13 protein-coding genes are annotated in these 18184 nt (G+C 58.9%); 12 read left to right on the top strand and 1 reads right to left on the bottom strand.

The window, feature by feature from the left end; translation table 11 throughout:
• Positions 1-6 precede the first annotated feature (6 nt).
• Positions 7-648 carry a TetR/AcrR family transcriptional regulator gene (locus CSE6_RS16100; RefSeq protein WP_034380552.1) on the bottom strand — a complete coding sequence of 214 codons (642 nt, stop codon included), beginning with the start codon at positions 646-648 and terminating at the stop codon, positions 7-9.
• A gap of 243 nt (positions 649-891) precedes the next feature.
• On the opposite strand from CSE6_RS16100, the gene CSE6_RS16095 reads away from it, so the two are divergent.
• The 12 genes from CSE6_RS16095 (at position 892) to CSE6_RS16040 (ending at position 18045) form a co-directional block, all read left to right on the top strand.
• A complete protein-coding gene (locus CSE6_RS16095; protein WP_370545712.1) occupies positions 892-2586 on the top strand; it encodes an ABC transporter ATP-binding protein in 1695 nt (564 codons plus the stop codon).
• Positions 2580-4349 carry an ABC transporter ATP-binding protein gene (locus CSE6_RS16090; RefSeq protein ID WP_059440970.1) on the top strand — a complete coding sequence of 590 codons (1770 nt, stop codon included), beginning with the start codon at positions 2580-2582 and terminating at the stop codon, positions 4347-4349. Before CSE6_RS16095 ends, CSE6_RS16090 begins: the two co-directional genes overlap by 7 nt.
• On the top strand, positions 4349-5290 hold the full coding sequence (locus CSE6_RS16085; protein ID WP_034353672.1) for an ABC transporter permease: 942 nt from the start codon (positions 4349-4351) through the stop codon (positions 5288-5290). Before CSE6_RS16090 ends, CSE6_RS16085 begins: the two co-directional genes overlap by 1 nt.
• A complete protein-coding gene (locus tag CSE6_RS16080; RefSeq protein ID WP_034380543.1) occupies positions 5290-6246 on the top strand; it encodes an iron chelate uptake ABC transporter family permease subunit in 957 nt (318 codons plus the stop codon). The genes CSE6_RS16085 and CSE6_RS16080 overlap by 1 nt, the downstream gene beginning before the upstream one ends.
• The gene (locus CSE6_RS16075) at positions 6243-7019 is read left to right on the top strand and encodes an ABC transporter ATP-binding protein (protein ID WP_059440969.1); all 777 of its coding nucleotides are present in this window, start codon (positions 6243-6245) and stop codon (positions 7017-7019) included. The genes CSE6_RS16080 and CSE6_RS16075 overlap by 4 nt, the downstream gene beginning before the upstream one ends.
• Positions 7016-7957, top strand: a complete 942-nt coding sequence (locus CSE6_RS16070; RefSeq protein ID WP_059440968.1) for a siderophore ABC transporter substrate-binding protein — start codon at positions 7016-7018, stop codon at positions 7955-7957. Before CSE6_RS16075 ends, CSE6_RS16070 begins: the two co-directional genes overlap by 4 nt.
• Before the next feature lie 98 nt (positions 7958-8055).
• Positions 8056-10260 (top strand): TonB-dependent siderophore receptor, encoded by a 2205-nt coding sequence (locus tag CSE6_RS16065; RefSeq protein ID WP_059440967.1) that lies wholly within the window; start codon positions 8056-8058, stop codon positions 10258-10260.
• A gap of 313 nt (positions 10261-10573) precedes the next feature.
• A complete protein-coding gene (locus tag CSE6_RS16060; protein WP_059441008.1) occupies positions 10574-11053 on the top strand; it encodes a sigma-70 family RNA polymerase sigma factor in 480 nt (159 codons plus the stop codon).
• A gap of 1 nt (position 11054) precedes the next feature.
• Complete coding sequence (locus tag CSE6_RS16055; protein WP_059440966.1) at positions 11055-12008, top strand: FecR domain-containing protein; 954 nt, start codon at positions 11055-11057, stop codon at positions 12006-12008.
• 266 nt (positions 12009-12274) lie between these two features.
• Positions 12275-14692: a TonB-dependent receptor gene (locus CSE6_RS16050; RefSeq protein ID WP_238585724.1), complete on the top strand. Its 2418-nt coding sequence runs from the start codon at positions 12275-12277 to the stop codon at positions 14690-14692.
• Positions 14693-15082: 390 nt separating this feature from the next.
• Positions 15083-15721 (top strand): Crp/Fnr family transcriptional regulator, encoded by a 639-nt coding sequence (locus CSE6_RS16045; RefSeq protein WP_034353656.1) that lies wholly within the window; start codon positions 15083-15085, stop codon positions 15719-15721.
• A gap of 248 nt (positions 15722-15969) precedes the next feature.
• Positions 15970-18045 (top strand): diguanylate cyclase domain-containing protein, encoded by a 2076-nt coding sequence (locus CSE6_RS16040; RefSeq protein ID WP_059440965.1) that lies wholly within the window; start codon positions 15970-15972, stop codon positions 18043-18045.
• Positions 18046-18184: the final 139 nt, after the last annotated feature.

The raw sequence follows: 18184 nt of genomic DNA, 5'->3' as shown, positions 1-18184 counted from the left end.
CTCAAATTACTTGTTTATGCGGGCGCCGATCTTGGGGTCTGGCCTGCTTTCGAGTAGCCCCAGGGCTCCTGCTATCAAGGCATGGGTTCCCTCAAGCAATTCTGCCTCCATCTCTGCCTCTTGCAGTTGCCCGTCCGCTTCGTCAAGCGGCTCCAGGCGGGCTGCGGCATACACCGTGTCGGCCGCAGAGATGCAAAAGAAGGTCACGGTGGAGAGCAGCCAGCGTGATTGTTCCTTGGTGATGCCGTAGGCCTGTGCAATATGGGCCTGATGGGCGCTGATCTTCTCCAGCATGGCCGGTGTGGCCGCCAGGCGGCGAATCACGAAGGGAGTGACGCCGGGGTGCGCTTTTACGAACTGTCGTGTGGACGCAGTGAACCCCATAAGGTATTCCTCCAGCCCGATCTGCTGAGGGCTTGTTGCCTGCGGCAACTCCCAGCGCTTGAAGATTTCCTCTGCAATCAGGTGTTTGAGTGCTTCCAGGCTTGGCACATGCTTGTAGAGCGCCATGTGGCTGACGCCCAGTGCAGCGGCAACGCCGACGAACGTAATGCCAGGAAGGCCGATGGAAATTCCGGCGTCTGCAATTTTCTCTCTGGTGATGGAGCGTGGTCTCCCACGAGTCGAGGGCTTGGGTGTGTGGGGCATACGCTGGTTCTCAGTCTCTGGGCGAGATTGTCGGTGATTCACATCACTCGTCGTAGACCTATTGCTTGAATCGTTTTGAATTAGTTTATCATCATGAAACTAATTATCGTAAAGCTTCTCGTTCGCATCTTTGTGAGAGATAGCCTTCTTCCATATCGAATGTCTACCTCTGAATCGCTTGCAGTTGCTGCCAGACCCGCGCAGCCGATCGCCCGGATATTCGCGCCTGTTCGCGGGCGCTTGATGCTTGCTGGCCTGAGCGCTGCAGTTGGCACCATGTTCACGCTGGTGCCACTGGCGGTCATCGCGCATATCGTCAAGCAAGCCTTGCTCGATGACTTGGGGGGCATATGGGTCAGCATCGCTGTCGGAGTGCTGTGCATGTTCGTAGGCATGGGTTTGGTGATCGTCGCCGAGCTGATCGCGCACCTGGCAGACAACCGCCTCACTTACGATCTGCGCCTTGCTGTAATCAAGCGGCTGTCGCAAGTGCCTTTGGGCTGGTTTACTGCCCGCGCCTCAGGGGAGGTCAAGCAGGCGCTGCAGGACGATATCGCGACGCTGCACAGTCTGACTGCGCATTTCTATACCGCCGTGGGGCGTGCGGCCGGGGCGATCGTGATTGCAGTGATTTATCTGTTTGTGCTGGATTGGCGCATGGCGATCTTTGCGCTGCTGCCATTTCCCGGATTCTTCGTTTTTCTCAAGCGCGCAATGAAAGCCAGCAATGCGCACATGCAGGAGTTCGTTGCGCGACTGGGGCGGATCAACAGCGCTACGGTGGAGTTTGCGGGGGGGATTCCGGTCATCAAGGCATTTGGTGGAGCGAGCCCGGTCCACGCAGGTTACAGAGATGCCGTGGATGGATTTGCCAGTGCCTTTACGGATTTCACTCGCCCGCTGGTGATCTCCATGGCTCGTGCGCATGCATTGATTGCGCCTGTGACCGTGCTCGGTGTGGTGCTGGCTTCTGGCGCTGCGTTTGTTGCCATGGGCTGGATGCAGCCTCTTGATGTATTGCCGTTCGCACTCGTCGCGCCCGGTATTTGTGCGCCGCTTTTGCTTTTGCATACCTTGCTGCATGACCTGCAGGGTGCAACCGGTGCGGCCCAGCGCGTGCTGGCATTGCTGGACACTCCGGTGCTGCCGCAACCGGCGCCGGGGCAGCCATCGCATCCTGAAGGCAATGCCGTGCGTTTCGAGCAGGTGGGTTATGCGTATGCGGCAGAGCATCAGGTGCTGTCCGGCATCAGCTTTGACATGCAGCCCGGCACCGTCACGGCCGTGGTCGGCCCTTCGGGTTCAGGAAAATCCACGCTGGCACGTTTGCTGTTGCGGTTTTTCGATCCCGCACAGGGGCGCATCACTCTGGGTGGAGTCGATTTACGGCAGATCACCAGCACAACCCTGTATCAACGCATTGGCTTTGTGCTGCAGGAAGTGCAGCTGATTCACGCCAGTGTGCGCGAGAACATTGCGCTGGCCAGTCCATCGGCCACTATGGAGGAAATCGAGGCAGCAGCCCGCGCAGCTCACATCCACGATCGCATTCTGGCGTTGCCGCGTGGCTACGACTCCGTGGTTGGCGAGGATGCGCAGCTCTCTGGTGGTGAACGCCAGCGCCTGAGCATTGCCCGGGCAGTGCTGCTGAATCCGCCCATTCTCGTGCTGGATGAAGCTACCGCATCTGCAGATGTGGAAAGCGAAGCCTTCATTCAGGACGCACTTTCTCGCTTTGCACGCGGGCGCACCTTGCTGGTGATTGCACACCGGCTCGACACCATTGTGCATGCGGATCGCATTCTGGTGCTGCGCGATGGAGAGATTGCCGAGCAAGGCGGACATGCGCAACTGCTGGCTGAAGACGGTCTCTATGCGCGGCTGTGGCAGCTTGGTGCTTATGTCAGCCCGATGCCAAAGAGTGAGCTGCCATGCTGAAGACCTTTTTGAAGTTGCTGGGTGATGATGCACGCCTGCTGCACCGCTACTCATGGATGGCTGCTGCCTACGGTGTGCTGTGCGGTCTGACGATGGCTGCGCTGCAACCGTTGCTGACGCATTGGTTGCAAGGTGACTGGCGTGCAGCCATGGGCTGGCTATGCGTGCTGCTGCTGGGTGTGCTGCTGTCATGGATTGCCAGACGTGTCGTGGAGCAGGCGGGCATCCGTGTCGGCGTGGCGGTTTTGCAAAGCGGACGCCATCGCCTGGGCCTTCATATGGCGAGCCTGCCCATCGGCTGGTATACGCCGAAAAATACCGCGCGCATCGGCCATGTGGTGACGCAGGGGATGATGGGCATTGCGCAATTGCCAGCGCATGTTTTCACTCCGCTCATCAGTGGTGCGGCCACGGCCGTGATCGTGTTGGTGGCACTTCTGGTTGTGAGTCCGGTCCTGGGGCTCACTGCGCTGATTGCGCTGCCATTGCTTGCAGGATCGTTTGCATTGACCTCGTCGATGTCGGCGCGCGCCAATGCAGCTTTTCAGCGCGACTTTGCCCAAGCCAGCCAGCGTGTGGTGGAGTTTGCCCAGGCCCAATCCGTGCTGCGCGCGTTCAGCGGTGATGGCCGCAGCACACGCTTTCTGGAGCAGGCCATCACCGAGCAACGTCAATCCGGACTGCGGCTGGTGGTGTTGTCATCGCTGTCCTCCGTATTCTGTGTATGGACCGTGCAGCTGATCTTTGCCGTGCTGTTGGTGGTCGCGATATCCGGTTTGAACGCAGCGTCCGGTGGCTCTTTGTCCACAGCGCAAATCATTGCCTTGGCGGTTGCGTTATTGCTTGTGGTGCGTTTTATCGAGCCCTTGCAGGAAATCGCCGGCTACGCAGAAGAGCTTAGGAGTGCAGGCTCGCAGCTGCAAGCAGTACAGGAGCTATTTTCCGTGCAGCCGCTGCCGCAACCGAAGCAGGCAACACTTGTTGGCGATTCTTCCGTGGAGTTGCGTGATGTGCGGTTTCAATATCCAGGGTCTGCAGATGAAGTGCTGCACGGTGTGAGCTTGCATGTGCCGCCGCGCAGCATGACGGCGCTGATAGGTGCATCTGGTTCCGGCAAGTCCACGGTGATGCGACTGATCGCCCGTTTCTTCGATGCCACGCAGGGGAAGGTCTTGATCGCAGGCGTGGATGTCCGTGACATTGGCGATGCGCAACTGGCCGGGCAAATCAGCCAGATCTTTCAGGACAGTTACCTGCTTTGCGGCAGCATTGCCGACAACATCCGCATTGGCAAATCGGACGCCAGCGATGCGCAAGTTCTGCAAGCTGCGCATCAGGCCGGGCTTGATGAAGTCATTGCGCGATTGCCAGACGGGGTGCTGACGATGGTGGGCGAAAACGGCGCACGTCTTTCCGGAGGCGAACGCCAGCGCATAGCGATTGCCCGGGCCTTGATCAAGGAGTCCCCCATCCTGCTGGTGGATGAAGCCACTGCTGCGCTGGACGCAGAGAACCAGTCCATCATCGCTCAAATACTTGCACGGCTGAAGGGGCAGCGCACGCTCATTGTGATCGCGCACCAGCTCTCCACCATTGCCATGGCCGATCAGATTGTGGTGCTGGAAGGCGGCGGCGTGGTAGAGAGCGGATCACCTGCGCAGTTAAAGGCAAGTCAGGGTCGCTATGCCCAATTGCTTGCGCAGAGCCGCGCTGCCAAAGGCTGGCGCATGGACGCAGTGCAAATGTCTGGGGATTCCGTGTGATGCGCAAGCGTTGGTTGCTGGTGTTTGCTGTGCTGTGCGTGGTGTCCGTGCTGCTGGGGGCGCGGCAGATGGTGTGGTCGGACGTGCTTTCATTCTCCGGCGATGCCTGGCTCACCCTGACTGCAAGCCGCTTGCCGCGTTTGGCGGCGCTGGTGCTTACGGGGGCGGGTCTGTCGGTGTGCGGCGTGATCCTGCAGCACATCGTGCGCAACAAGTTTGTGGAGCCGGGCACCACAGGGGGGCTGGATGCGGCCAAGCTCGGTATCTTGGTGGCGCTGACCGTGATGCCTGCTGCGGGAACCCTGAGCCGGATGCTGTTTGCGCTGGTGTTCTGCCTGATGGCAAGTCTGCTGTTCATTGCCGTGATTCGACGTATCCAGTTTCGCAATCTGGTGCTGGTGCCCGTCGTCGGTCTGATGTACGGCAGCGTGCTCACCTCGATTGCCGAGTTCTATGCATACAGCCACAACATTCTGCAAAGCATGCAGGGCTGGTTGCTGGGTGACTTTTCCCGCGTGGTGCAAGGCCATTACGAGATTCTCTACATTATTTTTCCGGTAGTGATGCTGGCCTATCTGTATGCGCACCGCTTCACTGTGCTGGGCATGGGCGAAGACATCGCCACGAGTCTGGGCCTGGGTTATGCAGCCACGGCCATCATCGGTTTGGTGCTGGTGGCATTGACGATCTCTGCCACGGTGATTGCCGTGGGGGCGATTCCTTTTGTGGGCCTTGTCGTGCCCCAGCTGGTTGCCATGCGCTGTGGTGAGAACTTGCGACGCACATTGCCATTGGTGGCTTTGGGAGGTGCATCACTGCTGCTGGCCTGCGACATTGCAGGCCGCCTGGTGATGTACCCGTTCGAGGTGCCTATCGGCCTTACTGCCGGTGCGGTGGGCGGTGTGATGTTCCTGGTGCTGATTGTGCGGGGACTTCGCTGATGCGCATGTCGTTGACCAAGACCTGCTGGTTCGCAGCGCTGTCGATTGCACTCCTGGCGCTTGCTTTTGTGCTGCTGGGCTCGGGACTGGATACGGATTATGTGATCCCCAAGCGCCTTGTACGCCTTGCGTCGATTGTCATCGGCGGCATCTGCGTGGCAGTGTCGGCCATAGTGTTTCAGGCGCTGGTGAACAACCGCATTCTGACGCCTTCCATCATGGGTTACGAGGCCGTGTATCTGCTGTGGCAGGCCATGCTGCTGTTGCTGCTGGGTACACATGGCTTGAGCATGCTTGGCGTACACGGGAATTTCCTCGTCTCCGTGCTGTTGATGCTGACCTATTCATGGGCACTTCAATGGTGGCTGTTGCGCCGCGGCCGCAATGATGTCTATGTGCTGCTGCTGCTCGGTCTGGTGCTGACCATGGTGATCGGCACGTTCACCCAGTTTGTGCAACTGCGCATCAGCCCCGGCGAGTTTGCAGTGTTTCAGGGCGTGAGCTACACATCCTTCAATCGTGCCAAGCCGCAGACTTTGCTCTATGCAGCCATTGCGGTAGCGGTCGCCTGTGCCGTGGTCCGCAAGACGCTGGCGGTGCTGGATGTGCTGGCTCTGGGGCGTGAGCAGGCCATTTCTCTGGGCGTGCCGCATGGCCGGTATTTGCAGATCTACCTGGCGCTGATCGCCATTTTGGTGGCGCTGTCCACCAGCCTTGTGGGACCCACAGCCTTCATGGGCATCTTTGTGGCCAACATCGTCTACGCCCTGGTTCCGCATGCACGCCACCGCGTCACGCTGCCGCTGGGGTGTGTGGTTGCCATTGCCATTTTTCTTGCCGCTCAACTGCTGGTTGAGCATGTTTTCAACTACAAGACCACCGTCAGCATCCTGGTGAATCTGGTGTGCGGTGTGTATTTCCTGGCACTGATTGTGCGCAAACGGGGTGCAGCATGATGGGTGTCAACCATCTTTCCAAGCAATATGGCGGCAGGACGGTGTTGTCAGACGTGAGCGTGGAGTTTCCTGCTCAGCGCGTCACATCGCTGATCGGACCCAATGGTGCGGGCAAGTCCACGCTGCTCATGCTGATGGCGCGCTTGCTGGAGCCCAGCAGCGGTGCGATTCAGTGGCAGGCACGTGACGTCAGCCGAATTCCCGTTGCCGAATACGCACGGCATGTTGCCACGCTGCGCCAGGCCCCCGGCTTCAATATGCGCCTGACGGTGGAAGAGCTGGTCGCTTTTGGACGTTTCCCGCATAGCCGTGGCGCGCTGACTGTTCAGGATCGCCGAGCCATGGATGAGGCAATCGCCTTTCTGTCTTTGGAGTCGCTGCGTCACGCTTTCATCGATGAGATCAGCGGCGGCCAGCGGCAGATGGCATTTCTCGCAATGACGATTGCGCAGCAGACAGATGTGCTGCTGCTCGACGAGCCACTCAACAACCTCGACATGAGGCATGCCGTACAGATCATGCGCGCACTGCGTCGCCTCTGCGACGAGCAGGGCCGCACCGTGATTTTGGTGATTCACGACATCAACTTTGCGGTCAATTACTCGGACCACATAGTCGCGCTCAAGAACGGAGCCCTGCGCTTTCATGGCACCGCTCAGGACGTGGTGACCGAGACGCGCATGGCCGATCTGTACGAGCTGGATTTCGAGATCACGCGCAATCAGCGTGGCTGTTTCTGCAATTACTTCACATTCAGGGAAGATCACTCATGAATTCGTTGCGCAGGCAAATCCTGCTCTCTGTTGCCGGCATGGCGGCTTTGTCCTCCGCGCCAGGCATGGCCCATGCCTATGAGACTGTTTCCATCCGTCACAAACTGGGCACCACGCTTATCAAGCGTCTGCCGCAGCGTGTGGCGGCGCTGGAGATGAACGAGGTGGACTTCCTCGATCAGCTTGGCGTGCCCGTTGCGGGAATGGTGAAGGACTACGTTCCCCATTTCCTCGCCAAGTACAAGGGCGACGCCAAGGTGCAGGACCTCGGCGCCATCGTTCAGCCCAATCTGGAGCGTGTGCACGCGCTGCGGCCGGATCTCATCCTGATGACATCGCTGCAGGCCGACAAATACGAGGAGCTGGCTGAAATTGCCCCCGCCTTGTACTACGAGGTGGACTTCAAGAACAGCGAGAAGGGACATATCGAAGTCGTCAAGAACCATCTGCTGACCCTGGGCCGCATATTCAACAAGGAAGGGCTTGCCAGCGCCAAGGCTGCAGAGCTGGATGCACAGGTTCAACAGGTGCGGCGCATCACGCAAGGTCGGCCGGAGCGGGCCATGATCGTGTTGCACAACAACGGAGCTTTCAACTCCTTCGGCCTGCAATCGCGTTACGGCTTTGTGTTCAGCGCGCTGGGCGTGAAGCCCGCAAGCTCTGCGCTGGAAACCAGTCTGCATGGGCAACCCATCTCCAGCGAATTCATCCAGCAGGCGGATCCGGAGATCCTTTATGTGGTGGATCGCACTGCGGTGATGGAGCGCCGCCCCGTCATCAATGCCGATGGCATTGCCAATCCCTTGCTGCGCCAGACCAAGGCCTGGAAGAACGGGCGCGTGGTGTTTGTCGATGCAGATGCCTGGTACACCACAGGTGCCAGCCCAAGCTCACTGAAGCTGTTGTTTAGCGATGTGCTCAAGGGCTATTCGCGCTGATTGCTTCTTTATTTGTCATAGCCAGGTCCATACCCAGCCAGCAGTTCTATTAAGCATGCGGTGCAAAAACGTCATGCATGTATCGACAGGAATCGGGTATGCCCAAGAACCCAGGTCTCATTTCACAAAATTTTCTGACGACTCCTCCATTTGCGCGCCGGCGTAGCGTGATGTGCCCCTATGTGCTGCTGGGACTGGCCATGGGCAGTCAGCTGGCGGGAGCGGCGCACGCCCAAGTGCAAACCAGCGAGGTCGAGGCCACTCTGCCACAGGTCACCGTGCAAGAAAAAGTCGCTCCCGTCACCGCTCCCTATGCGGGGGGCCAGGTCAATTCCGGCGGTCGTGTCGGCCTGTTGGGAGACAAGGACTTCATGGAGACGCCCTTCAACACCATCAGCTATACGGAAAAGTTCACGCAGGATCGTCAGGCAAAGACCATTACCGATGTGATCTCTGCCACCGATCCCACGGTGTTCAGCAATGGGGTTGCCGCGTCATGGAGCGAGAACTACTCGATTCGCGGTTTCTCTTCGAGCAGCTCGGACATGACGCTGGGCGGTCTCTACGGCATGGCTCCTTACTACCGCACCACGCCGGAGATGTTCGAGCGCATCGAAGTCCTCAAAGGACCGTCCGCATTGCTCAATGGCATGCCCCCTGGAGGATCAGTAGGGGGGGCCGTCAACCTGGTTCCCAAACGCGCTGCCAGCGATCCCATCACGCGGCTGACTACCACCTATATGTCGGATTCGCAGTTTGGCGGCCATATTGATCTGGGACGCAGATTTGGCGCAGACAAGCAGTTCGGCATCCGCTTCAATGGTGTTTACCGTGGAGGTGAAGGGGCGGTAAACCAGCAGGACAAGAAATCCAGGCTTGCATCATTGGGCCTTGACTGGCGTGGCGATCGAGCCCGGATCTCCGCCGACTTCTACACCAGCGATGACCGCGTGAACGGCGTGACGCGAGGCATCAGTCTGGCTCCGGGCGTGGCCATTCCCAGGCCGCCCAAGCCTGAGACCTTGCTGAACCCCAACTGGTCGCATGTACACAACCAGGACAAGGCGGCGATGGTGCGCGGTGAATTCGATGTGAACGATCAGGTAATGGCCTACGCGGCCTTCGGCGTCAGCAAAACCGACTATGAATACAACGGCGCGATGTCGGCTCAGGTGCTCAACGCTGCGGGCGATTTCAAGACCGCCATGGGACAACTGGCCTTCGAGCAGAAAAAGCGTTCGGCTGAAATTGGTCTCAAGGGAAGGCTCCAAACCGGAGCCATCAAGCATCAATGGGCGCTCAATGCAACGCACTATGCTCACAAGCAGGACGACTATGGTCGCCGCAGCGTGCCGGGTGCAGACTGGACTACCAACCTCTACAACCCGGTCTGGGGACCGGAAGCGCCCTTTGTTGCGCCGCACATCTCGCACACCGAGGTGCGCCTGAGCAGCTATGGCCTGGCGGACACCATGTCATTTGCCGAAGATCGTGTGCAACTCACCCTGGGTGTGCGCCGCCAGCAAGTGGTCAGCGACGCCTTCAGTATCACCACGGGGGCGCGCACTTCGCGATATGACCAAAGCGCTACATCGCCTGCTGCAGCATTGCTGTTCAGGGCGACAGAACATGTTTCGGCCTATGCCAATTACATCGAAGGCCTGAGCCAGGGCGCAACCGCACCAATGACCGCGGCGAATGCGGGCGAAGTATTTGCGCCTTACAAGACCAAGCAGAAAGAAGTGGGTGTCAAACTTGATCTTGGGGAATTCGCGCACACACTCAGTCTGTTCGAGATCACACGCCCCAGCAGCTATACGGACCCGGTCACCAATATCTTCTCGTTCGGCGGCGAGCAGCGCAATCGCGGCATCGAATGGGGCTTCTGGGGATCGCCGCTGCGTGGCGTACGCCTGATAGGCGGGATTGCCTACACCGCGCCCAAGCTGACGCAGACCGCAGGTGGCGTCAATCAGGGCAAAGTCGCCACGGGTGTACCCAAGCTGCAAGGAAAATTGGGTGCTGAATGGGATGTTCCTGCCATTGCCGGGCTGACTGTTACGGGTAATGCCACGGCGGTGTCCAAGCAATATATCAGTGCGGACAACAGCCTTTGGGCGGCAGGTCGTGTGACCTACGACCTCGGTGCACGCTATGCAACCAAGGTCGCCGGCAACCCAGTCACGTTTCGCGCGACGCTGCTGAACGTTTCCAACAAGGCCTATTCGGGCATGCCACTGCTGTCCAGCTTGGCACTGGGGGCGCCGCGTACGCTTGCACTGTCGGCAACGGTTGACTTCTGACGAGGGTGTGCTGGAGCGGGGCTGGAGGGGTTGCTGGAGTTTGCAGCCAGGCCTCTGGTCTCCAGGTGGATGACGCTCTTGCTAATTCAGAGCAGGTACGGATCCGAGATCCTTTGACGACGGCCGCGCAGTTGATGCATCTGCGCGGCTGCTATGACTCTTGGCCGGACCGGGTCTGGCTTGGCGGAGGGCTGTGGGGCTTTTGCATAGGTGAGAATGGGTATCATTTATGTAGAATCGTTGCATTTCCAATGCACGAGAGACTTCGGTGCCTACCCACGCCAACAGCATCGCCAGTGAAGCACTTGGCAGCATGTACACACTGCACAACCGCTGGCTGATCTCCTGGCTGCAGCGCAAGCTTGGCAACCGTTGTGATGCGGCAGACATTGCGCAGGACACATTCACGCGCATTTGGACAACTGCCAGAACGCAAGCAATCGAAGACATCAGAGAGCCCAGGGCTTATCTGACAATCGTCGCCAGGCGATTGATGATCAATCACCTGGAACGCCGCTCGCTCGAACAGGCATATCTTGCCTCCTTGCAGCTGTTGCCTGAGGCCACCGCGCTCTCTGCGGAGGCTCGAGCCATCTTGCTGGAGACCCTGGAGGAGCTGGATGCATTGCTGGGAGAGCTTCCAACGAAAGTTCGCACTGCATTCCTGCTTTCGCAGCTCGAAGGGCTTGCTTATGAGGAGATCGCCACGCAGATGAAAGTAAGCGTGCGTACGGTCACCCGCTATATGGCGCAGGGCTTCCGGCAATGCCTGCGCGTGATGCTGGACGCCTGAAATGAGTGCAATCGATGCAAGCATTCTCGATGAGGCCGCTCAATGGCTGGCTCGTCGGCATGCATCGGATTTCAGCGAGGCAGAACAGGCCGAGCTTGCCCGATGGCGCAGCCTCAGTGCAACCCACGAGGAAATCTGGCAACGCATAGAGCAACTGAAATTCCGAATGGATGGTGTTCCCTCGGCAGTCGGCATGGCCGTTCTGGATCGTCCACGTGCTGCGGGAAATCGCCGGCAGATTCTGCGGGCATCGGCACTCGCTCTGGCAACTCCAATGCTTGGCTGGTTCTCCTACCGCTATCTGCCATGGCACATCTGGAATGCAGACTTCAGAACAGCAACAGGCGAAAGACGCGAACTGACCTTGGCTGACAACAGTCAGGTGCTGTTGAATACGGCTTCCGCAATAAGCGTTCAGTTCGATGGCAAAGAACGTCTGATCCAGCATCTTGCTGGTGAGATTCTGGTGGAAACCGCACACCTGAGCGAATACAAGACCTTGCCCTTTGTTGTCCAGACTGCCGATGGGCGGCTGCAGGCACTGGGCACCAAATTCATCGTTCGAAAGCATGCACGAAGCACGACGCTGTCGGTGCTGCAAGGCGCGGTGCAGGTAATGCCTGCGCATTCCAGGCAATCGCTTGTCGTGCAGGCTGGCGAGCAAGTGAACTTCGATGCTCACAAGGCGGGGGCCTTCACCTCGCTGCAATCCCACGCCGATGCCTGGACTCGGGGTGTGCTGTATGCCGAGAACATGCGCTTGGCTGACTTCCTGGAGGAGTTGCAGCGCTATCGCGAAGGAATCCTGCGCTGCGATCCAAGTGCTGCTGAGCTGCTTGTGTCCGGCACATTCCATTTGCGCGACACAGATCGTATTCTCGAGCTGCTGGCTCGGACCCTGCCAATCCATAGGCAGCAACGCACCCGTTACTGGATAAGCATCACGCGTTCCTGAAGTTTCCCGGGATCAGGTTCTCGCATGCTGCCCTCGGAAATTCAGGTCGCAGCGATGACTCTTTTAAATCGCTGTCCTGTTTTTCAATCTCGCCTGTCAAGTGCATCAAGACCCGTTTATTGACAGCCAAGAGGATTGAGCAGATGCCCGAAAATTACGTCCGAAAACCCAACAGGAACGCCAATGCGATGCGACTGCGCCCGGTCGCAACGGCAGTCAGAGGAATTTTTGTTGCCATTGTCGGCGCAGCCGCTATCGGTTTGCACATGCCAGAGGCTTTTGCTGCAGATCCGGTTACCAGTCCTGCGCAGAAGTCCTATCAGGTGGCCGCTGGCCCAATTGGCCCCGCGCTGATGGACTTTGCAGCTCAGGCAGGTATCAATCTCAGCATGGATCTGAGCAAGCTCAAGGACAAGCGTACTCCTGGCCTGTCTGGTTTCCACACCGTCGATAGCGGTTTTGCACATTTGCTCCAAAGCTCGGGACTGAGTGCACGTCGTCTAAGTGAAGGCAACTATGCACTGGAAGTCCCGGGGACCACCAAGGCATCCATCGAGCAAAAGAGCAGTGCTTCCGTGCCCGTCAGCGGCCAAGGCTCTCCGGAGCTTGCCGCCGTGACGGTGACGGCACGTACCCAGAATAATCTCGTTGCGCCGTCCCGGCAGGTCAGTATTCTCGAAGCTGAAGAAGTTCAGCAGCTTCGGCAAGGCTCCGACAGTCTGGCAACCATGCTCAGCAAAGTCGTCCCAGGGATGGCCGATTCCAGCCACACAATCACCGACTATGGGCAGACTCTGCGCGGCCGGAACATGCTGATCCTTGTGGACGGGGTTCCACTGAACACCAATCGCGACTCATCCAGAAACCTCGCCAACATCAATCCTGCAGACATCGAACAGATCGAGGTGCTTCGCGGCAGCAGTGCCATCTACGGCAGCGGCGCAGCAGGCGGCATCATCTCTGTGCGTACCAAACGCCCCTCGGGTGAGACCAAAGCAGAGACCATCGTGACGGGATCTGCACCGCTGTCCAAACTCAGAGGCGCCGGGCTTGGAGCCGAAGTCCAGCACTATCTTTCTGGCGGCGGCGATGTGGTCGACTATTCCGTCAGCCTGGGCGCAAAGCATGTCGGAGGCTCTTTCGATGCCAAGGGGAACCGCATTGCACCAGAGCCCAGCCAGGGAGACTTGTTCGACTCCAATATCTACAACGTGTCGGCCAAGATCGGCTTCAAGCTGGACGCAAATCAACGGTTTCAATTCTCCGCGAGCCACTACAACGCGAGCCAGGACACTGACTATGCATCCGATCCGTCAGTGGCCCGCTTGCCCGCAGGTACGGCAGCCGCCAGGCCTATCAAGGGCTTGGTACTTGCAGATCAAAACCAGATCAAGAACACCATGCTGGGTCTTGACTATGAGAACCGCGATCTCGCAGGCAGCGCCGTGGCGGCTCAACTCTATTACCGGGATTTTTATACGCGCTTTGCGCCCTTCGATGCACGAGCCGTTCCTGTGCGAGGCGCCAACGTCGATCAGTCCATGCAGAACTCCGATGTGTTCGGTGGTCGCCTGACCATCAAAACACCTCTTGGACAAGAGAAGAACACCTTGCTGATCTGGGGGGCGGACTTCAATCACGAGCGCACCGACATGCCGATCGATATCTTTGATCCCAAGGCCTATGACGCCAGTGGAGGTCTGGTGTTCAACAAGATTGGCCGCCTGATCTATATGCCTCAGGTCACGACCCGAAGCATTGGCGCTTTTGCCCAGCTGCAACACAAATTCAACGATCAGTGGTCTGTGGAAGGCGGAGCGCGCTACGACCGAGCTCAGGCCAGCTTCAACGACTTCACCCCTTTGTCGCAATCGAAACTGCCCAGTCCCCAGTCCGTCTCTGGCGGTACCGTTAAATATGGCTCATGGTCTTACAACCTGGGCACGGTTTTTGCACCTATCAAGGGACACGAGTTCTATGCGTCCTACAGCCAGGGCTTTGAGCTACCGGATATCGGGGTCGTGGTACGCAATGCCACAGCGGGCTTCAACATCGGCAACTCCAACCTGCAGGCCGTCAAAACAGATACCGTGGAAGTCGGTTGGCGCGGCAAGTTTTCCAACGTCATTACCAACCTGGGAGCCTTTCAATCGAGCTCCGACCTCGGTGCCGTGCAGAGCTTCAACAACGGACTCACGCTGCTGCGAACCAAAGAAAAAATCAGGGGGATCGAAGGCGGCCTCGATTACTTCAGCGACGATGACCGCTGGAGCAGCGGTGGGAGCTTTACCTGGATGAAAGGTCGTGAACTCCCGCAGGGCTCAAGCCTTTATCAGGGCATGACGGGCTATCGTATTCCGCCCCTCAAACTGACTGCCTATGTGGAATACCGTCCCAATGCCAGCTGGAGCCACCGTATCCAGGCAAGCGCATATGCCTCCAAGGATTACCGCCTGGATGGCAAGACCAGCTTTGGGCGCCATGACACCAAAGGCTACACCACAGTGGACTTGATCAGCCAATGGAAAATCGACTCCAAGAACCGCGTATCGCTCGGTGTGGAAAACCTGCTCAACCGCAACTACTTCCCGCTATACAGCCAGCTGCTTCGCAATAACAACAACACCAGCCGTCTCCCTGCAGCGGGCACTGTGTTGCGAGTCAGCTATGCACACACTTGGTAGGTGCGCGTCATACAAGCCGGTCGAAGGTTGGCGGTGATTTGCGCGCCTGATCTGCTTGAGCTGTCTTGACGTAGGGGCACTTCGGCGACTGCTTGCCGTTTTTGTCAGTGTTCCCTGAGAGTCTGCTGCCTTAGCTGGCTTCCTGTGTCCGGTAAGGAATGACAGCTATCGGCAATCCATGGTCGACGGGCAAAAAGATGCAGTGATATGAGGCGCCTGGACGAGTTTGTTTCCGGGGCTGAGTTGTGTTTACGACGTTGTTGATCTGGAATATCGACTTGTCAGGTCCAAAGGGCCGCAGTTTCGACTGCGGCCCTTTTTGCTGCTCGGCCCGGCTTGTTGACTTGGCTCAATATGAGCCGGGGCAAAGCCCGGCACAGTGTGGCGCATATGTTCACCATGCCCTCCATGTCGCAAATCGCTTCCACGTTTGGGCAGCCTGAGAGCTTTGCTCCAGGCTCTTGGCTCAGGCAACGTCGCCAACCCCTCGATTCGGTGCTGTATCTGGAAAGCGGCAGCGTGATGCTCGGGGTCGGGCAGGATTCGGCCATGCGCCATCAACTGGGGCAGGTGGAAGGGCCGACCTGGCTGGATGCCGCTTTTGCGCTGCAAGAGCGTCCTTCCTGCCTCGATATGCAGGCGCAGACGGCCGGGCGCATCTACATCATTCCTCTGGCGCGCTTTCTAAGCTCTGTGGCGGAGCTTGCACCCGCCGTGCAGCACTTGCTCAAAGATCTGGCCAGGGCCTATTGCTCGCAGACCGAGCTGGCGGTCAGCCGCCTGGCTCAGGACGCCGAAGCTCGCTGCGCCCAGTGGCTGCTGAACCATGCGAGCCCGGGAGGAAATGACAATGCCCTGCATGTCACCCTCAAGGCACGTAAACGCCTGATTGCAGCGCAACTGGGTATTGCGCCGGAAACATTCTCGCGCGTGCTCCGACAGTTGCGAGAGCATGGGCTGATTGCCGGGCGAGGCAATGTCATTGAATTGCCCAAGCCCGGCGCACTGGAGGTGCTGGCGCTGGGGTAAATACCGGGCCGGGTTGCAGGCCATGCAGCGCTTGGCTTCTGCTCTGAGCAGGAGCTTGCGGCGTAGCATTTGTCGACAATCTCCGGGGTTTCCTCTCGTTGGGTTGCAGACATCGGCTCTCTATATTGAGGCCCATGTCAGATGCTGTCTTCTCCCTGCAAGCAGAGCCGCCATGGGTTGCGCCGTCGCAGCCAGAGGAGGTTGCTGCCGCGCCACAGTCTGGGCGGATACGCAGAGGCCCAGGCCCCATGCTGCGCAGCATGGTGCTTGTTGCCATGATTGCCGTGCTGCTGGCTGGAGCTGGCGCTGCGGGCTGGGTGGCTTATTCACTGCGCCGGGCGGTCATGGACGGAGCGCTGCCGGCGCAGACCAAGGCGTTGGAATACGCGGCTCGTTCGCTGGCCTTCAGAGTCGAGCAGCAGCAAAAGCCCCTGCATAGTCTGTCCTCTGTGCTGGCGGGCCATATGCATGATTCTCCGGAATCACTGCAGGCCATGCTCAAGCAGCCCACATCCATGGCACAGCAGTATGAGCAACTTCAACTGGCTGATGGAAAAGGGCAGTTGCTGGTCAATCTGCATCAGGAGCAGGCGCTGGCCGCAGAACAGCTTGAAGAGCCGCTGCGTGAAGTGCTCAAGCGTTCGTTGGCGGAGGGCAAGCCGATCACCCAAGCCTGGGTGCGTGCCAGTGATGCGGGCCTGCAGCTGGAGTTTCAGAATGTCGTGCCGGTGCGTGATCTGCAAGGCAAGTTGCAAGGCGTTCTTGGCGGCAGCTACCGGACGCCTTTGTCGGTGTTGTTTTCGCTGGAGGTTGCCTCTGCCGAAGCGGGTAGCCAGTTGCTGCTGATCGACCGTGATCTGCGTCCGCTGGCTCTCAGCAGCAAAGGGCAGTGGCAATTGCCCCCTGCCTTGGGAGATGCTGCGCTACCTCGCGGGCTGGATCAAGCCTGGCTCAAGACGGCACAGACCGGTGCGGTCAGTGAACAGAGAAATAACCAGCTCTGGAGCGCCATGCCGCTGCCTTGGGCGCAATGGACTCTGCTGAAGGTCAGCAACGTTCAGGAATGGGTGCCGGGAGTCTCGGTCAAGATGATGGGCTGGCTGGCCACGGCCCTGCTGTTACTGGCTGGACTGCTTGGAGCGGTGCTTTGCCTGATCGCCTATCCGCTGACGGCCTTGTTCCGCTCGGCAGAGCAGGCTTCTCGACGCGGGCTGATGTTGGAAGTGGACTTGGGCAGCCGGGGGGACAACTGGTGGCATGGCCTGTCCGATCATGACTGGGGAGAGGCCCAGACCCTGCGCACTGCCTTGCAGGCCCTGGGCGGTGGATATGAGGCGCATGGCGAGCTGGAGCGTGATTTGCAAATGCAGTTGCAGACCTTGATGGACTATGCCCCCGTAGGTTTGATCGTGACGCATGGCTCGAAAGTGCAGCGTGTGGGCATGCAGGCAGCCAGAGTACTTGGCTATCAGCCTCAGGAAATGCAGGGCCTGGCTGTGCGAGATCTGTGTGCCAGCGATGCCGACTATGAGGATCTGATGGGGCGGGTCCGGCGGGCTCTGGATACTTACGGACAATTTGATAGCGAAGTCTGCTTGGTACGCAAGGATTCAAGGCCGATATGGGTAAGAATTCACGGTCAGAGCATGCAGCGCATGCACAGGGCCTGGGAGCAGTCGGGCAAGGCGCTGGATGGTCAATACCTGGTCTGGGAGCTGGAGGATGTGACCACGCAGCGGCAGTTGCGCGAGCAATCGAGCTGGAAAGCCATGCACGATCCCTTGACCCGTCTGCCCAACCGAACGGCGTTTGCTCTGCGGCTCAAGGAATGGCTGCGCGAATATACGACTCCAGACTATCTGGAGAGCCTGGGCGGTGCGAATGTGATCGCCCGTTCGCAGAGCGAGCCCAAGGCGCATGGCATCGTGCTGTATGTGGACCTGGACCACTTCTCCCAGGTCAATCGCCAGGGCGGGCGTGAAGTGGGTGACGAGGTGCTCGGCCATATCGCCCGGTTGATCGAATCAACGGTACGCCCTCATGGCTGGGTGGCCAGGGTTGGGGGCGATGAATTTGCCATTCTCATGGCTGGAATCAGCCGGGAAGAGGGCATGCGCCATGCGCAGCTGCTGTGCATGGCCATCCAGGACTGGGAGGGCTCCTACCAGGGGCAGCGCTATATGTTGAGTGCCAGCATCGGCATGTTGCTGCTGGATGCCAGCTACCACACGGCGGCCAGCGCCTTCAAGGGGGCCGATATGGCCTGCTACGCCGCCAAGCGCAAAGGGCGCAACCGTGTGGAAGTGATGACGGCTGCGGTCTGAGCCGGATTGCGCATGCTGAATTCAAGGCAGATATGACAGCCTAGAGGGCAATCCCTTGGCTGCTCAAAGGGGCTGACTGAGTTACGCTCTGCGGCTGCTTTGTATACAAAATGGATGAGGCTGGCCGTGCCAAAGCGCC

This window comes from Comamonas sp. E6 (assembly GCF_001010305.1).
In the GTDB taxonomy this organism is placed as follows: domain Bacteria; phylum Pseudomonadota; class Gammaproteobacteria; order Burkholderiales; family Burkholderiaceae_C; genus Comamonas; species Comamonas thiooxydans.
The sequence above is the reverse complement of the archived record's forward strand: the minus strand, read 5'-3'. Positions and strand labels throughout refer to the sequence as shown.

Bases quoted from the DNA above. Each gene is read 5' to 3' on its own strand.
- CSE6_RS16080 (WP_034380543.1), top strand. From the start codon at position 5,290: ATGCGCATGTCGTTGACCAAGACCTGCTGGTTCGCAGCGCTGTCGATT.
- CSE6_RS16050 (WP_238585724.1), top strand. From the start codon at position 12,275: ATGCCAGAGGCTTTTGCTGCAGATCCGGTTACCAGTCCTGCGCAGAAG.
- CSE6_RS16100 (WP_034380552.1), bottom strand. From the start codon at position 648: ATGCCCCACACACCCAAGCCCTCGACTCGTGGGAGACCACGCTCCATC.
- CSE6_RS16075 (WP_059440969.1), top strand. From the start codon at position 6,243: ATGATGGGTGTCAACCATCTTTCCAAGCAATATGGCGGCAGGACGGTG.
- CSE6_RS16055 (WP_059440966.1), top strand. From the start codon at position 11,055: ATGAGTGCAATCGATGCAAGCATTCTCGATGAGGCCGCTCAATGGCTG.
- CSE6_RS16070 (WP_059440968.1), top strand. From the start codon at position 7,016: ATGAATTCGTTGCGCAGGCAAATCCTGCTCTCTGTTGCCGGCATGGCG.
- CSE6_RS16095 (WP_370545712.1), top strand. From the start codon at position 892: ATGCTTGCTGGCCTGAGCGCTGCAGTTGGCACCATGTTCACGCTGGTG.
- CSE6_RS16065 (WP_059440967.1), top strand. From the start codon at position 8,056: ATGCCCAAGAACCCAGGTCTCATTTCACAAAATTTTCTGACGACTCCT.
- CSE6_RS16085 (WP_034353672.1), top strand. From the start codon at position 4,349: ATGCGCAAGCGTTGGTTGCTGGTGTTTGCTGTGCTGTGCGTGGTGTCC.
- CSE6_RS16045 (WP_034353656.1), top strand. From the start codon at position 15,083: ATGTTCACCATGCCCTCCATGTCGCAAATCGCTTCCACGTTTGGGCAG.
- CSE6_RS16090 (WP_059440970.1), top strand. From the start codon at position 2,580: ATGCTGAAGACCTTTTTGAAGTTGCTGGGTGATGATGCACGCCTGCTG.
- CSE6_RS16060 (WP_059441008.1), top strand. From the start codon at position 10,574: ATGTACACACTGCACAACCGCTGGCTGATCTCCTGGCTGCAGCGCAAG.
- CSE6_RS16040 (WP_059440965.1), top strand. From the start codon at position 15,970: ATGCTGCGCAGCATGGTGCTTGTTGCCATGATTGCCGTGCTGCTGGCT.